The sequence below is a fragment of the Marixanthomonas sp. SCSIO 43207 genome, assembly GCF_019904255.1.
GTDB lineage: Bacteria > Bacteroidota > Bacteroidia > Flavobacteriales > Flavobacteriaceae > Marixanthomonas.
This window is the reverse complement of the sequence record NZ_CP063203.1, coordinates 198,094-217,803: the sequence shown is the minus strand read 5'-3', so window position 1 is coordinate 217,803 and position 19,710 is coordinate 198,094. Positions and strand designations below refer to the sequence as shown.

Below are 19,710 nucleotides of genomic sequence, written 5' to 3'. Positions count from 1 at the left end.
GATTAACTTCGGATTTTTTTTGTGGTTACCTTATTGTTTAATCCATTTACCGGTATACATTTTAGTTCCGCTGGAAATGGTTATGAGATACAGTCCGCTGCTTAATTTCTTAAAATCATATGCTAGCATTTCATTTTCTGAAATATTTCTTTGTTCAGAAAAAACACGTTTTCCGTCAAGGGTAAAAAGTGTAATTGTTGCATTTTGTAAAGATTTAGGTAGTCTCATCTGTAAAGTTCCGTCAGATGGATTTGGACTCAATTCTATAGAAACATTGGTAAATTCTTCAATTCCGGTTATAATGTCGCCATCCAAAAGGCCGTCTCTAGAGTTATTTCCTTTATATCCATTACTTTTAATTTTACTTTCATCATAAGGAACATTTAGATTGTACGTAGTTACATATGATGAATCAACTCCTTGACCAAAAGTTTGAGTATACGAATTTGCGGTAAGATCCATCATGCCATCATCATCTACATCACCTAATACCGCACCGTTTAAAAATGTAAAACCACGAGGACGTAAAGGGAAGCCATCCAATTCACCACTTCCGTCTGTAGAATACGCATGAATGTAACCATCGCCTTCTGCGTCAGTCAATGTGCTAGGAAATATAATGTCTAAAACTCCATCGTCATTAATATCTGCTACGGTCATAACTCCTTCTGTACCTCCATATTTTGAAATAGGAAAATTATCTAAATTATCTCCATCTGGTGTTAATCCATAAACCACGTCTAGCGGAGTGCCATCGTTGCTAGTATTACGGTCAGACATAAAAATTTCATAAGAAGCATCGCCATCAATATCCACAACAGTTGGGGGAGAATAAGTCCATCCAGCCAATGGGATTGGCCACCCAGGGTAGTAGGTAGCATCGTGATTTAAAACGTAAAAACCGGGAGCATCACCATGATTGGTTCCTATAATTTCTAAATCTTCATCACCATCTAAATCTGCCAAAATTGGCGATTGATATGAATATCTCACGGTAGGATCACTCAAAGGGAAATTTGGAAATAATTGACCTTGGTTATCATAAATACGCATTCCCGTTGAAGATGTGGCAATAACAACATCGTTATTTCCATCATTATCAACATCTCCTATAGAAGGTGTAAATGCGGGAGTTGCATCAACTTGTACAGGCCAATTACTGTTAATAGGTGTTCCGTCAATATTAATTGCGTGTACATATCCTTCTGCGCTACCTGCACGTTCACAAGTGACAATATCAAAGGTTCCATTATTGTCAACATCGGCTATGGCAGGAGCATTGATCATCCAGTGGTCGTCAAAATTTAAAGGCCACCCCGGAAAATCATTACCTTCATTATCTGTAAGGTAAACACGGCCTACAGTTGTTGGGTATCCTGTATTTACTACTATTTCTAGATTTCCGTCTTGAGTGATATCTACAACGGTTGGCGGAAGTAAAATAGGACCTAACACAGTTTTTTCCCAAAGAATAGTACCGTCACCTTCTAGTGCGTACAAGGTGGTGTCAATTCCGTAGAGAATTTCATCAACGCCATCATTATCTATATCGGCCAAAGTGGCACCTCTAGAGTTTTTAATGGTTGGATTTGCAGGTCTTCCGAAGGAAAATAATTTATCTGCTTGTTGCTTGTTTTGCACTTGTTCTATAGGTAGTGCTATATTTTCAACTTGAATAGTCCCGTCTTCGTTTAAAGAAGCTTTTTTTCCAATTTGAGTTTGAGCCATAAATGGTAAACTCGTTAACATCATTGCGCTGATGAGGAGTACTTGTTTTTTCATGTAAATTGATTTAAAAGTTGTTTGGTTTTAAAACTATTCACAAGACTGAATATTATTTGTTAATAATTTACTAAAGAATTAACTATTGTGTTAAATTAACTATATCATAAAAGTTGATAGGAGCATAGATTTTATAAAATGGAATACTTTTGATTCGTGTTTTTTTCAGTTAATTTTATAGAAAAATTATCGATATGAAAATAGTTGTATCTCCAGCAAAGACTTTAGATTACGAAAGTAAATTACCTACAAATAAAGCCACAAAACCACATTTTATTGATGAAGCTGAAACATTAAATAAAAAGCTTGAAAGAAAAACCAAAAAAGAAATTGGTAAACTTATGAGCATTAGCGATAAGTTAGCCGATTTAAATTACCAGCGATACAAAGAATTTACTACACCTTTTACCAAGAAAAATGCTCGTCCGGCTGTGTATGCTTTTGCCGGCGATGTTTATAATGGGCTTGACGCATATACTATTGAAGAAAATAAAATTGACAGATTGCAAAATACATTACGCATTCTTTCTGGTATGTATGGTGTTTTAAAACCTTTAGATTTAATACAACCGTACCGGTTGGAAATGGGAACCAACCTAAAAATTCAGAATCATAAAAACTTGTATGAATTTTGGGGTGATTCTTTGACTGAATTTTTAAATTCTGAAATGAAAAAAGATGAACTATTTATCAATCTAGCGAGTAACGAATATTTTAAAGCAATTAATACAGATGCTTTGAAGGCGCCAGTAATAGCTCCCATCTTTAAAGATTTTAAAAATGGAAAATTAAAAGTAATTGCATTTTATGCAAAAAAAGCTCGAGGAAGCATGGTTCGTTATATAATTGACAATGAGGTAGAGACACTTGATGATTTAAAAGGTTTTGATTATGATGGATATGCTTACAGTGAAGAATATACAGAAACTAGTAACGAACCCGTGTTTATTCGTTAATGTTTAAACACACACACCCATATAAGCCATTTATTCCGAAAAATACTTCTAAGTTAATAGTAGGTACATTACCACCACCAAGATTTACCACCGGCGATCTTAAACCCGGCGATGTTGACTTTTGCTATGGAAGTCGAGACGGTCAATTATGGAATATTTTGGACCAAATCTATGGATTAAACCTCTCTTTTGAAACAACAACAAAAGCTATTGAGGAACGAAAAACTTTTTTGCGAAATCACAAGATAGGAATTTGTGATATGGTATCGGTTGCATATAGGGAAAAGGTAGATGCTTCAGATATTGGAATGCAGAAAGCTGTTTTAAGAGATTTGGTTAAAATACTTCAGCAGCACCCTTCAATACATACGGTTTTATTCACCGGTGGAAATAGTAAAAATGGTCCCGAATACTTCTTCAGAAAAAATTTAAAAACATATAATCGTAGCTTACAACGTATCAAAAACGAAGTGCCGAGAGAACATGAATTTTTACTTCCTAATAGTTCTCGTAAAGTTAAAACCGTTTCTTTAATTGCTCCATCTGGAGCGGCCAATAGAGCTGTAGGTAGTTTAAAGGGGTACAAGCAGATGAAAGCTGAAAATCCTTCTTTAAATACTATAGATTTTAGGGTAATTCAGTATACTCCATATTTTATAAATTAATTTTTGAAACAGACTGAAATAACACTTCTTAATACGTTAAATGGTTGTGGTTTTTTGAAAGGCTAATGTTTCTAAATGTTAAAATTTCAGTTTATTATAAATTAAGTACAAAAAGCTTAGTGTTTAGTAGGTTATTAATTTACAGAATATTACGTGTGTTTTGAACACTGAGTATTGATTATTTCACAAGTTTTCTGAATTTGATAGTTTTTCTATTAACATAAATTATAGGTATATTAACGCCGTATTAACTATTAAATTAAATTTTAGAATTCTTATGAAAAAAATTACATTAGTAATGGCATTCATAGCTTCCACATTTTTGTGGCAAATGAATGCACAGACTGAAATTACACAGCAGGATGGTACTCTTACTGCCTGTTCTGATTTTCAAGATGGCGACATCTTTACAGACAGCGGCGGTAGTAGTGGTAGTTATGCTGTAAACGAAAACTCAACCTTAGAATTAGTAGCTCAACCAGGTGAAACTGTAACAGTTACTTTTACTTCTTTTTCAACAGAGAAAGCTGCTTCTGGTGCTGGCGATTGTTATGACTTTTTAATTGTTTCTGGTGATGCTGGAGGCGGTGACGGTACATATGCTGGAGACGACAATGATGTTGCCGGTGATTGTACTGATGCTACAGACCCAGCTGGTAACCCTACATTAGGGCCTTTTACTTCGGCACCTGGTGGAACATTAAGTTTTAACTTCCAATCTGATGGATCAATAGTTCAAGCTGGTTGGGAAGCGACTATATCGCTTTCAACAGCATGTCCTGTTACAGGAAACCCTCCTGTAATAGCTTGTCCTAATGATATTATGGCAGATACAGATCCAGGACAATGTGGAGCAATAGTAAACTTTGCTGATGCAATTGCTATTGACCCTGATGGAGATACTGTAACTGTAACTCAAACTGCAGGTCCTGCTAGTGGAAGTGAATTTCCAACTGGAGATACTATTGTAGAATTTACTGCTGATGACGGTAATGGTAACACTGATGTTTGTAGCTTTACTGTAACAGTAACTGATATGGAATTGCCAGAAGCGCTTTGTCAAAGCATTACGCTTGACTTAATGGGTGGTTCTTCAGTATCTATTACACCAGCAGATATTGATAACGGTTCTACAGATAACTGCGGAATTGTAGATTACTCTTTAGATATGGATACATTTACGTGTGCTAACGTAGGTGAAAATACAGTTACATTAACTGTGACTGATGATGAAGGAAACATTGATACGTGTACTGCTACAGTAACTGTTGAAGACAACACTGCACCAGAAATTACATGTATAGGTGAGCCTGCTATATTTAATATTCTTGAAGAATTTGAAGGAGCAACTATCCCAGCTGGATGGACAACTGTACTTGAGTCTGGAACTCAAGACTGGACATTTGGTTCTGGTGTAATGCCTCTTGGAGATCCTTTCCCAACCAACGCTGCTATTTTTGATGACGATGCAGCAGGAAGTGGAGAAGTAAACCTTGCTAGATTGCTTTCTCCTACATATGATATTTCTACAGCTGTATCAGCAGACGTTTCTTTTGATTATGCTATTCAAGACTTTGTAGGTGCTGGTACTTTCTTAGTTGAAGCTTGGGACGGATCTGCTTGGCAAGAAGTTCTTTTCATTGACGAGCAAGACGTTGACCCAACTAATTCTGGAGTGATAGATATGATGCCATATGCAAACCCAGATTTCCAAGTACGCTTCACATATGATGATGAAGGTGACTGGGCTTGGGGAGCAGGAGTTGATAACTTTGCTCTTAACTATGAATTAGCTTCAACTCAACCATTAGAGGTTGCTTTAGATGCTGACGGAAACGCAACAATCCCTGCTTCTGATCTTATTCAAACTGTTACTGAATCGTGTGGATATCAAGTTACAATTGGAGGACCAGCTACTGGCGGTGGATCAACAACTGAAACATTAGAAACTACTTTTGCAGGAGGGAATGGTCTTGACGGAAACATGTTTGATATTGTAGCTATTAACGAAGTTACAATCAACTCTTTTGACGTAAACCTAGACACAGGAATTACAGATGATATTGAAGTATATTATAAGTCTGGATCTTGGGAAGGTTTTGAAGAAGATCCAAGTGCTTGGACTTTATTAGCTACAGCAAATGTTACATCTGCTGGTGACGGAGTTCCAACACCATTAAACTTAACTTTGGGTCAAACAATTGCAGCTGGAGAAACAGGAGCATTCTATGTTACTACAACTGCAGGAGGAATAAATTATACTAACGGATCAGCAAATGGAACGGTATTCGCTTCAGATGCTAATATCGAGTTCTTAGAAGGTTCAGGTAAATCTTATCCTTTCGGAAGTTCTACGTTTGATGCTCGTGTTTTCAACGGAAATATCATTTATGAAGTAGGACCACAAATAGACAACGATGTGAATTTTGACTGTTCTATGTTAGGTGAAAACCAAATAGAGGTGTTTGTTACTGATGACAGCGGAAACTTCTCTTCTTGTGTTGCTACTGTAAATGTAATCGATGTTACTGCACCAATTATTACATGTGCAGGTAACCCTGGTCCAGTATCAGTTCTTGAAGAGTTTGAAGATTCTTCAATTCCATCTGGATGGACTACAGTTATTGAAGCTGGAGTAGCAGATTGGACATTTGGTTCAGGAGATATGCCAATAGGAGATGACTTCCCTTCAAATGCAGTTATATTTGATGATGATGAAGCTGGAAATGGTGAAGTAAACCTTGTAAGATTACTTTCTCCTACCTACAACATCAGTGGTTCAAATACAGCTTCTATTTCTTTTGATTATGCTTTTCAAGAAGTAGCTAGTGGTGAAACACTTTCAGTAGAAGTTTGGGACGGAGCAGCATGGCAAGAAATCTTGTTAGTTGATGTCGATACAGACTTAACAAATACAGGAGCAATTGATATGTTACCTTACTTAAATAACGACTTCCAAGTACGTTTCACGTATGATGACGCCGGAGCTTGGGGTTGGGGAGCTGGAATTGATAACTTCCAGTTAGACTATGAAGTAACTGATATTACACCAATCGATATTCCACTTGGTCCTGATGGAACAGCTACCATCGATCCTAATAGTTTAATACAAGGTGTTGATGAAGCTTGTGGAATTTCAACAGTAGCTTCAGATATTACTGAAGTAAGTTGTGCAGACATAGGTACACCAATGACAATTACAATTTTTGCTAGTGATGCAAGTGGAAACATTGCTTCTTGTACTGCTGAAATCAATGTAGTTGATACTATTGCACCTGAAATTACTTGTCCTGAAGACCAAACAGTTGATCCGGGCGAAGGCAACTTATTCTACGAAGTGCCAGATTATTTTGCACTAGGAGAAGGTTTTGCAGTAGATAACTGTACAGATCCTGTGACTATTACGTCTCAAGATCCAGCTCCAGGTGAATTAATTGCAGATGGTGAGTACACAGTTACTTTAACTGCTGAAGATGAGTATGGAAACGTTGGTACGTGTACCTTCCAATTAACAGTTGAAAGCGTATTAGGTGTTGATGATTCTCAACTTAGCTCTGCAGTAGCTATGTATCCTAACCCAGCATCTAGTCAAGTTACTATTTCAAACAAATCAAATATCGCATTGCAAAATGCTGTTATTTATGATGTTAACGGTAAGTTGATTAGCCAACACGACCTTCGCAATATGCAAGGAGAGCAGGTAATTGATGTATCTGCATTGGCAACTGGCGTATATATGGTACAAATTGTTAGTGATAAATCAAGCGTTACAAAACGATTGATTAAGGAATAATAATTCCATAATAACCAACCAAAGTAAAACCCCTTCTCAATTTTGAGAAGGGGTTTTCATTTTAGTAGTAGATGTAATAAAGGTTATTTATTTTTTGAACCCTTAACGGTTTTGGGTTTAATTTTAAATTTTCCGCGTTTAGGTCTTAATTTGCCATAGCTTCCTATTGCTATTTTTCCGCGTTTTGTTTTTTTGTCACCTTTACCCATTACTCTTTATTCTGTTGTTCTTTGATAGTTTTCTCATCAATATCTACCTCATTAGTCTTCTGGTTGGTATTTCCAGTAGGATTGGTAGGGTTTTTTTGTTCTTCTTTTCGTTCAAACTTCTTAGCCATAATATTCAAAATTTTAAATTCTTGAATAAGTTAGATATTCCGAATCAAAATTTTTATTAATGGCCTACTAAAGTATGGTTAAAATTATTTGAATTGCTTTACAAACGAAGGAATACCTTGTAAACCTTCTTTTGATAGCATAGATATAAATGCACTTCCTATGATGGCTCCCTTTGCTTTACTTGTTGCTTTTAAAAAGGTTTCTGAATTGTTAATACCAAAACCAACTAGTTGTTGACTTTTTAATTGTAAACCTTCAATTTTATTAAAGTATGATTCTTGCTTTTCTGAAAAACCAGAGGTGCCTCCTGTAGTACTAGCGCTACTCACCATATAAATAAATTCTTTTGAGGCTTTATCAATGTCGTGAATTCTCTCTATTGAAGTTTGTGGAGTAATTAAAAATATAACCGCAAGATTATGTTTTTCAAACAATTGCTTATAGTGTAAATTGTATTCTTCTAAGGGTAAGTCTGGTAAAATTAGCCCATCGATACCTATTTCTGCACATTTTTCACAAAAAGCTTCTACACCATATTGTAAAATAGGATTAAAATACCCCATAATGATTAAAGGTATAGAAATGTGATCGCGAACATTCTGTAGTTGATCAAATAAAACTGATGTACTCATACCATTTTTTAGGGCTTCAGTTGAGCTTGCTTGTATGGTGGGGCCATCGGCCAAAGGATCGCTAAAGGGTAGACCTATTTCAACTAGATCAACACCGTTTTCTTCTAGTGATTTTAATACCGGAATAGTGTCTTCTAGATTTGGATATCCGGCAGTAAAATAAATAGATAGTATTTTTTTATCTTGTTGTAATGTTTCTTGTAAACGTCTCATTATAAGTTGAAATAATCTATGTAAGTATTTAAATCTTTATCGCCGCGACCACTTAAGTTGATAACTGTAATCGCATCTTTTTTAAAGTTTTTATGTTTAAAAACAGCTAGTGCGTGACTAGTTTCTATAGCAGGAATAATCCCTTCTAGTTTGCTTAACTCTAGTCCAGCTTCCATAGCTTCACTATCGGTGATAGATATAAATTCACCACGGCCGCTAGTAAATAAATGTGCGTGCATGGGGCCAACTCCTGGATAATCCAATCCTGCAGATATTGAGTAAGGTTCGGTAATTTGACCGTCTGTAGTTTGCATAAGTAATGTTTTGCTTCCGTGAATAATACCGGTTTTTCCTAATGCTGAAGTAGCAGCACTCTCACCACTATTAATGCCTTTGCCAGCAGCTTCCACAGCAATAATGCCTACATCTTCAGTATCGAGATAGTGGTAGTAAGCTCCTGCAGCATTACTTCCACCACCCACACAGGCAATAATGTAATTTGGATTTTCAGTCCCTTCTTTTTCTAATAATTGCGTTTTTATTTCTTCAGAAATTACACTTTGAAACCGTGCTACCATATCTGGATAAGGATGAGGGCCTACAACGCTACCAATTATGTAATGTGTGTCAGTTGGATTGTTAATCCAATCCCGAATAGCTTCATTAGTAGCGTCTTTTAATGTTTTGCTACCGCTAGTGGCAGGTATAACAGTTGCACCGAGCATTTTCATACGTGCTACATTGGGCGCTTGTCGTTCAATATCAATTGCACCCATATACACTATACATTTTATCCCCATGAGGGCACAAACTGTTGCTGTTGCCACTCCGTGTTGGCCGGCACCGGTTTCAGCAATGATTCGGTTTTTCCCCAAACGCTTAGCTAATAAAATTTGCCCAATGGTATTGTTAACTTTGTGTGCGCCAGTATGACATAAGTCTTCTCGTTTTAAATAAATTTTGGTATTATACTTAGAAGAAAGACGCTCAGCGAAATATAAAGGTGTGGGTCTGCCCACATAGTCCTTTAAAAGTTGCTTAAATTCTGACTGAAAACTTTCTTCCTGCATCACAGCTAGATGTTGTTGACGCAATTCTTCTACGTTGGGATAAAGCATTTCAGGAATGTAGGCCCCGCCAAAATCACCATAATAGCCTCGCTCGTTTACGTGATAACTCATAATTTTGATTGTATTATATTCAGTTCGTTTATAAACTGTTGTAATCTAATTGTATTTTTTAATCCGGGTTGTTCTTCAAATTTACTATTTACATCAATTGCAATAATTGGTAATGTAGTAGAAAGTATTTCAGAAAGTTGGTTTATTTCTGTTATTCCAATTCCGCCACTTAAAACAAAAGGTTTTGTTGAAGTATACCCTTTTAAGATGCTCCAGTCAAATGTATAGCCATTGCCACCTTTATTTGCCCCTTTTGTATCAAATAAAAGGGCTGAAACATGAGGTTCATAAGCTGTAAGAACTGAAAAATCAAAAGAATCTTTAATGCCAAATACTTTCCAAATGTCACATTCAATGTCTTTTAAATTTGATAAACTTTGACAAAATGAAGCCGATTCATCGCCGTGTAATTGAATGACATCCAGTTTGTGTTTTTTTACTGTTTTTACGATTTCAGAAATAGAAGCATTAACAAAAACTCCTACCTTTTTAATTTGTGAAGGTATTGAAGGTATATTTCCATCAAAATGCCTAGGAGATTTTTTATAAAAAATAAATCCCAGATACTCGGGTTGTAATGCAGCAACCTCTTGTGTGTTGGCTTTCATGCCACAAATTTTTAATGCTACTTTTTTCATTACAATCGATCGATAAATTTTTTAGCACTGGCTCCCGGGTTTTTAGTTTTCATAAAAGTTTCGCCAATTAAAAAACCTTTGTACCCATAGGTTTGTAGCGTATGAATTGTATCTCTATCGCTAATACCACTTTCTGAAATTTTTACAAAATCATCAGGAATTTTTTCTGAAAGCTCTTTACTGATATCTGTAGAAACCTGAAACGTTTTTAAATTTCGGTTATTTACTCCTAGCATATCAACAGAAGGCAATAGTGACCTGTCAAGCTCTTCTTTGTTATGAACTTCAAGCAGCACCTCTAGTCCTAATTGCTTAGCAGTTTCTGAAAAGGTTTTTAATTGACTATCGCTCAATGCGGCAGCAATTAATAGAATAGCATCAGCGCCGTAAGCTTTTGCTTCAAAAATTTGATACGTATCTATGATAAATTCTTTTCGTAATAAAGGGGTAGCTACGCATTTTCTGGCTAAAGATAAGTCATCAAGTGAACCGCCAAAATAGTTGGTATCTGTCAATACTGAAATACCACAAACTCCCGCAGATTCATACCCCAAAACTACTTCGGGTAAAAGGACTTGGTCGTTTATAACCGACTTACTGGGCGACCTTCTTTTGTGCTCTGCAATAATGCCACTTTTTGAATTTTGTAATGCCCTAGCGAGTGATGCTCCCGTTCTTTCAAATCCTAAAGAGGTTTCCAATATTGAAATAGGAAACAATGCTTTTTTTGCTTCAACCTCTTTTATTTTATTCTGAATAATATGGTCTAAAATGGTCATGATGCAGCGCTTATTTTTTGAAGTTTTTTCAATACTTGTAAAGCCTTTTTTGAATGTAAAGCTTCCTTAGCTTGTTCAATACCAGAGTCAATACTACATTGTTTTACTACCGAAATTGCCATTCCAGCATTGGCACACACCACATTATTTTGTGCTTCAGTCCCGTTTCCTGAAATAATATTCTTAAAAATTTCAGCAGAAGAGACAACCGAATCACCTCCGTAAAGATCGGTTTCTTTAAGGGTTTGAAATCCAAAATCTTTTGGTTGCATCATTTTTTCTGAAGTATTTGAGATAACCTTTACAGGACCGGTTAATGAAATTTCATCATATCCATCCATAGCGTGTAAAACCGCATACTTTTTGGAGCTTTTTTGATATATATAGCCGTATAGTCGTGCTAATTCTAAATTAAAAACACCAACTAATTGATTTTTTGGAAATGCTGGATTTACCATAGGTCCTAGCATATTAAAAAAAGTTTTTACTGCTAAGTCTCTTCGTATAGGAGCCACTTGTTTCATTGCCGGATGAAATAAGGGGGCATGTAAAATACAAATTCCGGCTTCATCCAAGCTTCGTTTTAAAAAATCAGTATTGTTACTAAACTTGATGCCCAGTTGTTCCATCACATTACTACTTCCGCTTATGGAAGAAACGCCGTAGTTGCCGTGTTTTGTGACCAAAACTCCTGCACCGGCAGTAATGAATGATGATAATGTTGATATATTAAATGTGTTTTTGCTGTCACCGCCTGTGCCACACAGATCGATAGTGTTGTACTCATCTAGTGGCACTGAAATGCATAAATCTAGTAGAGCGTCTCTAAAACCTTCAAGTTCTTCTAGCGTGACGCTTCGCATCATAAACACGGTTAAAAATGATGCAATTTGACTTTGATTGAATTGTCCTTCACTAATGGCTACTAATACTTGTTTAGCCTCGTCCTTAGTGAGTTGCTCATGATTTATGAGCCTATTGAGAATATTTTTCATGATATGTGTTGTATAACGACTATTTAAAAACTTTGTGGTAAAGTTTTTAAATAGTTCTATACCTAGCTACTTGTTAAAAGTAAAGTATTTAAATTATTAAGAAAGTGAAAAGGTAGTGCCTTCTTTGCCGTCTTTAAGTTGTATCCCTACTTTTTGCAATTCATCACGTATGCGATCGCTTGTTGCAAAGTCTTTATTTGCTCGTGCTTGGTTTCTAAGCTCAATTAACAGCTCAATGGTTTCATTAAGTTTGTTTCCATCTTGAGTGTTATTTTCAGCAATGTCTACTAAACCTAAAACATCAAAAATAAAATCTTGCATAGTTTGTTGTAATAGTTGCAAGTCTTTTTCAGTAATTGTTTCAGTGTTGTCTAGCAAAGCATTAATAAACTTAGTAGCTTCAAACAATTGTGCAATAAGAATAGGACTATTAAAGTCGTCATTCATGGCATCATAACATGATTGACGCCATCGAGTTACATCAATACTGCTACTTTCAGAAGTTTTTACGCCACCAATAGCGCGATACGCATCCATTAAACGGTAAAACCCTTTTTCAGAAGCTTCTAGTGCTTCTTTTGAAAAATCTAAAATACTTCGATACTGTGCTTGGTACATAAAAAACTTAACCACAGTAGGAGGGAAGGGTTTATTAAAAATATCATTGTCACCGGTAAACATATCTTTTGGTAAAATAAAGTTTCCGGTAGATTTTGACATTTTTTTACCGTTAAGGGTAAGCATATTGGCGTGCACCCAATAATTTACGGGGTTTTGTCCGTTGGCAGCTTCAGCTTGAGCAATTTCACATTCGTGGTGTGGGAATTTTAAGTCCATACCACCTCCGTGAATATCAAATTGATTGCCTAAATATTTTGTACTCATCACAGTACATTCTAAATGCCAACCTGGGAAACCATCACTCCAAGGTGAAGGCCAGCGCATAATGTGTTGAGGCTCGGCTTTTTTCCAAAGGGCAAAGTCTTGAGGGTTTTTCTTATCACTTTGCGCTGCAAGTTCACGAGTGTTGGCAATCATATCTTCTAGCTTTCTACCACTTAAGATGCCGTATTGCTTGCTTTCATTATATTTCATAACATCAAAATAAACAGAACCGTTTTTTTCATAAGCGAATCCTTGTTTTATGATGTTTTCAACTATTTGAATTTGTTCTATAATATGCCCTGTGGCAGTGGGTTCAATACTTGGTGGGTGGGCATTAAAAGTATGCATGATGGTATGAAAATCCACTGTATATTTTTGAACCACTTCCATAGGCTCAAGTTGCTCGATGCGAGCTTTTTTCAAGATGGGATCATCACCACTTTCACCATCATTTTCAAGGTGACCGGCATCGGTAATGTTACGAACGTAACGAACTTTGTACCCAAGATGTTTTAGGTACCGAAAAACAAGATCAAAAGATAAAAAAGTACGACAATTACCTAAGTGAACATTACTGTAAACGGTTGGACCACATACGTACATACCAACAGCGCCTTCATTAATAGGTGTAAACTTCTCTTTTTTCTTAGAGATAGAATTGTAAATACTTAGTTCTTGTTGTTCGTAAAGTTTCATCTAAATGGGTGAAATTTTAATATAAATTGTAAAAGATAATTTTCTTAAAATTCGGTATCTAGTTTTATATAGTCAAGAAAATCGCGACGCGTTTCAGCATCTTTAAATTTTCCGCCAAACTCACTAGTTACTGTACTACTGTCAATATCTCTAATTCCTCTAGAGTTGACACACAAGTGTTTTGCATCTATAACACAAGCAACATCATCTGTATTTAATACTTGTTGTAATTCTCGTACTATTTGCATGGTAAGACGTTCTTGTACTTGTGGTCGTTTTGCATAATAATCTACAATACGATTCATTTTTGAAAGACCAACAACAGTTCCGTTTGAGATGTAAGCAATGTGCGCTTTCCCTACTATAGGAAGTAAATGATGTTCACAAGTAGAGTATAAGGTGATGTTTTTTTCAACCAACATTTCACCATATTTATATTTATTGTCAAAGGTGGAAGCTTTTGGTTTTCTGTCGGGATGTAAACCACCAAATATTTCTTGAACAAACATTTTTGCAACGCGGTTTGGGGTTCCTTTTAAGCTGTCATCGGTTAAATCTAGCCCAAGCGTATCCATTATATTGTAAACGTCTTTTTTGATACGTTCAATTTTTTCAATATCACTAAGCTCAAAAGCATCAGGGCGCAAAGGAGTTTCTGTAGAACTCGATATGTGGTCATCACCCATAGCTTCTATATCTTTCAGCTGTTTTTCTAAATCCATTTTTATGTGTAGTATAAATAGGAGGCAAAGATACACATTCAATACATGTTAAAAAAAATTTGTGTATCACTATTTCTAATGTTTACATACGTTGCCTTTATAAAATAAAAAAGCCTTGCGATTATTTCACAAGGCTTTTATTAAATATGTAAAATAAATTACTTTGTTTTTTCTAAGACGCTTTTGTTGTCTGAAAGAACAGTACCTTTAATTTTTAAGGCTTTAACTGGCTCATCTGCATTTGAATAAACAGTAACAGTCTTTCGTATAGGTCCTACACGCTTGGTGTCATATTTTACTTGAATAGTTCCGGTTTCTCCGGGAGCAATAGCGCCATCAGGTTTTTTAGGTACGGTACAGCCGCAGCTTGATTTAACGTCACTAATTTCTAAAGGCTGATCGCCAACATTGGTAAATTCAAAAACACGAATACCATCACTTCCTTTAGCGATTTCTCCGTAGTCTATAGTTTCAGACTTAAATTCAAATTTTGCTTGAGCATTAGCAGTAAAGCCAATAAGGGTTACTAATGCAACTAAAATTAATTTTTTCATGGTTTCTAAAATTTAGAGTAAGCTAATGTACATATCTTTCGTACAATCTGCAAAATAAGTTATTCACTTTTATAATCTTGCCAATATAGCTACTTTTGTAGGCTATAGTTCAAAAATCAGACCAAATTATGGCAATAGAGGCAAAATATAACGCTCAAAATACTGAAAACAAGTGGTATAAGTACTGGATGGAACAAGGGTATTTTCATTCAGAAGTAAATGAAAAAGAACCTTATGCTATTGTCATCCCTCCACCCAATGTAACGGGGGTTTTACATATGGGGCATATGTTGAATAATACACTTCAAGATGTATTAATACGAAGAGCCCGTCTTAAAGGATATAATGCGTGTTGGGTACCAGGAACTGATCACGCCTCAATTGCTACCGAAGCTAAAGTTGTAGCCAAGCTGAAAAATGAAGGTATTGATAAGAATTCATTGTCTCGTGAAGAATTTTTAGAACATGCATGGGAATGGACGCATAAACACGGAGGAATCATTCTTGAGCAACTTAAAAAACTAGGGGCTTCTTGCGACTGGGAACGTACAAAATTTACTATGGATGACGATATGTCAGCCTCAGTAATCAAAGTTTTTGTTGATTTATATAAAAAAGGTCACATTTATCGAGGATACCGAATGGTAAATTGGGATCCACAGGCCAAGACAACCTTGTCTGATGAAGAAGTTGTTCACATAGAAAAACAAGGAAATCTTTACTATTTAAAATATAAAATAGAAGGTAGTGATGAGTCATTAACCATTGCTACGACACGTCCCGAAACCATACTGGGTGATACCGCTATTTGTATTAATCCTAATGATGAACGGTTTACACATTTAAAAGGTAAAAAAGCTATTGTGCCTATTTGCAATCGGGTTATCCCCATAATTGAAGATGAGTATGTAGATCTAGAATTTGGTACAGGTTGTTTAAAGGTAACACCGGCACATGATGAAAATGATAAAATGCTGGGCGATAAACATAACCTAGAGGTTATTGATATTTTAAATGATGACGCAACACTTAATGAGCATGGGTTACACTATCAAGGAAAAGATCGGTTTGTAGTAAGAAAAGAAATTGTAGCCGAATTAAAAGAACTTGGGGTTTTACAAAAAGTAGAGCAACATACTAATAAAGTAGGAACTAGTGAACGTACAGGAGCTGTTATTGAGCCCAAGTTAAGTGATCAATGGTTCTTAAAAATGAAAGAACTAGCACAACCAGCTTTAGATTCAGTATTAGAGAAAGATATTCAATTAGTACCTGAAAAATTTATAAATACCTACCGGCACTGGATGGAGAACGTTCGTGACTGGAATATTTCACGTCAATTATGGTGGGGACATCAAATACCAGCCTATTACTACGGAAACGGAAAAGAAGAATTTGTAGTAGCTGAAACTGCCGAAGAAGCCTTAACATTGGCTCAAGAAAAATCTGGTAATGCAGCGTTAAAACTATCAGATTTGGTTCAAGATGCAGATGCTCTAGATACTTGGTTTTCTTCTTGGTTATGGCCTATAAGTGTTTTTAACGGAATTCTAGAGCCAGATAATGACGAGATAAACTACTATTATCCTACCAAAGACTTAGTGACAGCCCCAGAAATTTTATTCTTTTGGGTAGCCAGAATGATTATAGCGGGTTATGAATATCGAAATGAAAAACCGTTCAGTAGTGTTTACTTAACCGGAATTGTACGTGATAAACAACGCCGTAAAATGAGTAAATCACTGGGTAATTCGCCAGATCCTATAGAGTTAATGGATAAATATGGAGCAGATGGTGTACGAGTAGGAATGTTATTAAGTTCACCTGCCGGAAATGATTTAATGTTTGAAGAAGACTTATGTAAGCAAGGGAGTGGATTTGTAAATAAAATTTGGAACGCCTACAGATTAATCGACGGGTGGGAAATTTCAGAAGAAAAAGCAGAAACCAAAACAGATTCGATAGCTATCAATTGGTATCAAAATAAATTTGCAAAAACCTTAGCCGAAATTGAAGATCATTACAGTAAATATAGAATTAGTGATGCGTTAATGGCTACTTATAAACTAGTTTGGGATGATTTCTGTTCTTGGTTTTTAGAAATGGTAAAACCTGCATACGGTGAGCCTATATCGGCAGTAACGTATAAAAAGGTGATTGCAATTCTAGAAGATAACCTTAAAATTTTACATCCATTTGTGCCATTTGTTTCAGAAGAAGTTTGGCAACACATTACAAAACGATCAAAAGAAGAGGCGCTAATTATTGCTGAATGGCCAACAAATATGAGTTATGATGAAAAAATCATTGATGAGTTTGATTTTGCTTCAGAAGTAATTTCAGGTATTCGTACCATTCGTAAAGAAAAAAATATCTCTTTTAAAGATGAAATTTCAGTATCTGTAATTAATAATGAAAAAGCCGAAAGCTCTTTTGATTCGGTAATTGCAAAGCTTGGAAATCTTTCAGAATTAAAATATGTTTCAGAAAAAGTGGAAGGTGCACTTACCTTTAGAGTAAAAAGTAATGAATACTTTGTGCCAATAGAAGGTGCTATTAATGTTGAGGATGAAATAGCTAAACTTTCAGAAGAATTAAAATATACTGAAGGATTTTTGAAAAGCGTACAAGGCAAGCTTAAAAATGAGCGTTTTGTTAATAATGCTCCTGAAAAGGTAGTTGAAATAGAGCGTAAAAAAGAAGCTGATGCTCTAGCAAAAATAGAAACCTTAAAGGCAAGTTTGGCTTCTTTGCAATAGTCAAAAGGCGTTAAAGTTTCTTAATTTATTAAAATTACGCGTTAATTTCCTTTTATAAACCTTTGTTTGACTGTAATTTAAATGAAAATTTAAAATTATGGACCAAGCAAAGTATGATCAAATGCAAGGAATGTTGAATAAATTGCAGGACATTAAAAACAGTCAAGAAAGTATTATTGACAAAATTAATCACGTAATTACAGATTTATTTCAAGATCCAGATAAAGATTTGGAAAAAGCAATGGAAGAAGCTCACGAAAAAGCATCTGCCAATGTAGATAAAATTGCAGAAGCAATAGATGAGTATGAAATCAAATTCAATAAACTACAACAACAATAAACTTAGATCAAAAAAATAGACATAGGCCTCAATCTAGAATTGGGGCTTTTTTATTTTCTGTACAGAAAGTAGGTGTTAACCGCTTCAATATACTTAAGTTTTGCTTCACGAGAACTCATTCCTCGAGTTTGAAAAAGGGCATTGGTCTTAAATGCAGAAATAAGCGGCTTGCTGCTATTTGAAGAATCTGTATCACTTGTTGCTCTCTTATAGTAGGCATATAATCTCAATAAAACATCGGCAGGGAACGGCTCGGTATGTTGATTTATGCTATCAACAGCTTTTTGAAAAGCAATATCTAATTCTTTATCGTTCATTATGATGCCAATATGGTAATACCTCCTTTAACTTTTTGATTAAGCGAAACAGTAATGTTTGCATCCAAAGGTAAAAAAACATCTACACGAGAGCCAAATTTTATAAAACCACTATCATCTGCTTGAGTTGCAGTTTGGCCTTCTTCAGCATAATTAACAATGCGTTTTGCCAAAGCACCGGCAATTTGACGATGAAGCACGTCACCAAATTTTTTTGACCGAACCACAACAGTGGTGCGTTCATTTTCTTCAGAAGATTTTGGATGCCAAGCTACCAAAAATTTACCGGGATGGTATTTACTATAAACTACATCTCCTCCTACAGGATAACGAGTTACGTGCACATTGATAGGCGACATAAATACTGAAACCTGAAGCCTTTTTTCATTATAGTATTCTTTTTCAAAAACCTCTTCAATTACAACCACTTTTCCGTCAACAGGAGATAATACGTGATCTTCATTAAGGCTGAAAGCTCTTTTAGGATTTCTAAAAAACTGAAGTATTAGTACTAAAAGAATAATTAAAGAGATGATGATACCTCCTTTAATTATAGAGTTTTCCACAAAATAATCTGCTATAAGACTAAGCACAATACAAAGTGAAAGTGTAATGAGTATAATTTTATGACCTTCTTTATGAAACATAATAAACTATTTGTAAAAACGCATAAATAAATGGACTTGCAAAGATAATACTGTCTAAGCGGTCGTACAATCCTCCGTGCCCTGGCATTAATATACCGCTATCTTTAACACCCGCTTGCCTTTTAAATTTAGATTGTATTAAATCTCCTATGGTCCCAAAAACTGAAGCTAAAACAGCCATAATAGCCCAAACTGACCAAGGCAGCTCTATCGCTAATTCTGGTTTGTAAAACGCTAAATACTTAAAGATAAGAAAACTTGCCAAAATAGCTCCGGCTAGACCTCCTAGAAAACCTTCAATTGTCTTTTTAGGAGAAATGCGTTCAAGAAGCTTTCGTTTACCAAAGTTTTTACCAATAAGATATGCAAATGAGTCATTAAACCATATTAAGAAAAACACCCCTGCTATTATTTCAGGAATAAAGGTATCATCGTAATAGGGGATAAGGGTTAAAAACACAAAACCACTTATTAAGTATAGTATAATGGTTATGTATTTTTTCTTTTCAAACATAGGTATTTTGCTTACCCAGAGTACATCTTTTAAAAGGAAAAGATTGACAAAACAACACAAAATAAGTAAAAGATTAACAGCATTGATGTCAAAAATCGAGTAGCTAAAAAAGTACAAGAATAAAAAAAGCAGAAGATAAGCTAAATAACTTTTTAAATGAACCAGCTTTAAAAATTCACCTAAGGTAATAACCGAAAGGATGAAAAAGAGGGCCATAAACCATTCGTGCGAGGTAAACATAGAAATTATTACTATCGAAATGTAAAGCACACCCGATAGGGTTCGCACGATAAGTTCCTTCATA

At 35.4% G+C, this 19,710-nt stretch carries 19 protein-coding genes; 5 read left to right on the top strand and 14 right to left on the bottom strand.

Features of this window, described 5'->3' with window-relative positions; genetic code table 11:
• Positions 1–30: 30 nt before the first annotated feature.
• The gene (locus tag INR76_RS01030; protein WP_223108775.1) at positions 31–1,782 is read right to left on the bottom strand and encodes a T9SS type A sorting domain-containing protein; all 1,752 of its coding nucleotides are present in this window, start codon (positions 1,780–1,782) and stop codon (positions 31–33) included.
• 194 nt (positions 1,783–1,976) lie between these two features.
• On the opposite strand from INR76_RS01030, the gene yaaA reads away from it, so the two are divergent.
• The 3 genes from yaaA (at position 1,977) to INR76_RS01015 (ending at position 7,196) form a co-directional block, all read left to right on the top strand.
• Positions 1,977–2,738, top strand: coding sequence for a peroxide stress protein YaaA (gene yaaA, locus INR76_RS01025; protein WP_223108774.1), 762 nt, complete (start codon positions 1,977–1,979; stop codon positions 2,736–2,738).
• Positions 2,738–3,403, top strand: coding sequence for a uracil-DNA glycosylase family protein (locus INR76_RS01020; RefSeq protein ID WP_223108772.1), 666 nt, complete (start codon positions 2,738–2,740; stop codon positions 3,401–3,403). Before yaaA ends, INR76_RS01020 begins: the two co-directional genes overlap by 1 nt.
• Before the next feature lie 277 nt (positions 3,404–3,680).
• Positions 3,681–7,196, top strand: coding sequence for an HYR domain-containing protein (locus tag INR76_RS01015; protein WP_223108771.1), 3,516 nt, complete (start codon positions 3,681–3,683; stop codon positions 7,194–7,196).
• Between the two features lie 83 nt (positions 7,197–7,279).
• Here the strand turns inward: INR76_RS01015 and INR76_RS01010 are convergent, their stop codons facing one another.
• The 10 genes from INR76_RS01010 to INR76_RS00970 all read right to left on the bottom strand — a co-directional run bounded on the left by INR76_RS01010 (position 7,280) and on the right by INR76_RS00970 (position 14,829).
• On the bottom strand, positions 7,280–7,405 hold the full coding sequence (locus INR76_RS01010) for a 30S ribosomal protein THX (protein ID WP_223108770.1): 126 nt from the start codon (positions 7,403–7,405) through the stop codon (positions 7,280–7,282).
• Positions 7,405–7,533, bottom strand: a complete 129-nt coding sequence (locus INR76_RS13915; RefSeq protein WP_255592734.1) for a hypothetical protein — start codon at positions 7,531–7,533, stop codon at positions 7,405–7,407. Before INR76_RS13915 ends, INR76_RS01010 begins: the two co-directional genes overlap by 1 nt.
• An 84-nt stretch (positions 7,534–7,617) precedes the next feature.
• The gene (trpA, locus tag INR76_RS01005) at positions 7,618–8,379 is read right to left on the bottom strand and encodes a tryptophan synthase subunit alpha (RefSeq protein ID WP_223108769.1); all 762 of its coding nucleotides are present in this window, start codon (positions 8,377–8,379) and stop codon (positions 7,618–7,620) included.
• Positions 8,379–9,560, bottom strand: a complete 1,182-nt coding sequence (gene trpB / locus INR76_RS01000) for a tryptophan synthase subunit beta (RefSeq protein WP_223108768.1) — start codon at positions 9,558–9,560, stop codon at positions 8,379–8,381. The genes trpA and trpB overlap by 1 nt, the downstream gene beginning before the upstream one ends.
• Positions 9,557–10,168 (bottom strand): phosphoribosylanthranilate isomerase, encoded by a 612-nt coding sequence (locus tag INR76_RS00995; RefSeq protein WP_223108767.1) that lies wholly within the window; start codon positions 10,166–10,168, stop codon positions 9,557–9,559. The genes trpB and INR76_RS00995 overlap by 4 nt, the downstream gene beginning before the upstream one ends.
• A 29-nt stretch (positions 10,169–10,197) precedes the next feature.
• On the bottom strand, positions 10,198–10,977 hold the full coding sequence (gene trpC / locus INR76_RS00990; RefSeq protein ID WP_223108766.1) for an indole-3-glycerol phosphate synthase TrpC: 780 nt from the start codon (positions 10,975–10,977) through the stop codon (positions 10,198–10,200).
• Positions 10,974–11,972, bottom strand: a complete 999-nt coding sequence (trpD, locus tag INR76_RS00985) for an anthranilate phosphoribosyltransferase (RefSeq protein WP_223108764.1) — start codon at positions 11,970–11,972, stop codon at positions 10,974–10,976. The genes trpC and trpD overlap by 4 nt, the downstream gene beginning before the upstream one ends.
• Positions 11,973–12,068: 96 nt before the next feature.
• On the bottom strand, positions 12,069–13,553 hold the full coding sequence (gene cysS / locus INR76_RS00980) for a cysteine--tRNA ligase (protein ID WP_223108762.1): 1,485 nt from the start codon (positions 13,551–13,553) through the stop codon (positions 12,069–12,071).
• A gap of 44 nt (positions 13,554–13,597) precedes the next feature.
• On the bottom strand, positions 13,598–14,275 hold the full coding sequence (folE, locus tag INR76_RS00975) for a GTP cyclohydrolase I FolE (protein ID WP_223108759.1): 678 nt from the start codon (positions 14,273–14,275) through the stop codon (positions 13,598–13,600).
• 158 nt (positions 14,276–14,433) lie between these two features.
• Positions 14,434–14,829 (bottom strand): DUF1573 domain-containing protein, encoded by a 396-nt coding sequence (locus INR76_RS00970; RefSeq protein WP_223108757.1) that lies wholly within the window; start codon positions 14,827–14,829, stop codon positions 14,434–14,436.
• A gap of 128 nt (positions 14,830–14,957) precedes the next feature.
• On the opposite strand from INR76_RS00970, the gene INR76_RS00965 reads away from it, so the two are divergent.
• Together INR76_RS00965 and INR76_RS00960 are read left to right on the top strand one after the other, a co-directional pair.
• Positions 14,958–17,588 (top strand): valine--tRNA ligase, encoded by a 2,631-nt coding sequence (locus tag INR76_RS00965; protein ID WP_223108755.1) that lies wholly within the window; start codon positions 14,958–14,960, stop codon positions 17,586–17,588.
• 97 nt (positions 17,589–17,685) lie between these two features.
• Positions 17,686–17,928 carry a hypothetical protein gene (locus INR76_RS00960; RefSeq protein ID WP_223108753.1) on the top strand — a complete coding sequence of 81 codons (243 nt, stop codon included), beginning with the start codon at positions 17,686–17,688 and terminating at the stop codon, positions 17,926–17,928.
• Between the two features lie 50 nt (positions 17,929–17,978).
• Here the strand turns inward: INR76_RS00960 and INR76_RS00955 are convergent, their stop codons facing one another.
• From INR76_RS00955 to INR76_RS00945, 3 genes are read right to left on the bottom strand one after another with little or no spacing between them, the layout of a single operon-like run.
• Positions 17,979–18,245, bottom strand: a complete 267-nt coding sequence (locus INR76_RS00955) for an acyl-CoA-binding protein (RefSeq protein ID WP_223108752.1) — start codon at positions 18,243–18,245, stop codon at positions 17,979–17,981.
• Positions 18,245–18,892: a phosphatidylserine decarboxylase family protein gene (locus INR76_RS00950; protein WP_223108751.1), complete on the bottom strand. Its 648-nt coding sequence runs from the start codon at positions 18,890–18,892 to the stop codon at positions 18,245–18,247. The genes INR76_RS00955 and INR76_RS00950 overlap by 1 nt, the downstream gene beginning before the upstream one ends.
• Positions 18,882–19,709 (bottom strand): phosphatidate cytidylyltransferase, encoded by an 828-nt coding sequence (locus INR76_RS00945; protein WP_223108750.1) that lies wholly within the window; start codon positions 19,707–19,709, stop codon positions 18,882–18,884. Before INR76_RS00945 ends, INR76_RS00950 begins: the two co-directional genes overlap by 11 nt.
• Position 19,710 lies beyond the last annotated feature (1 nt).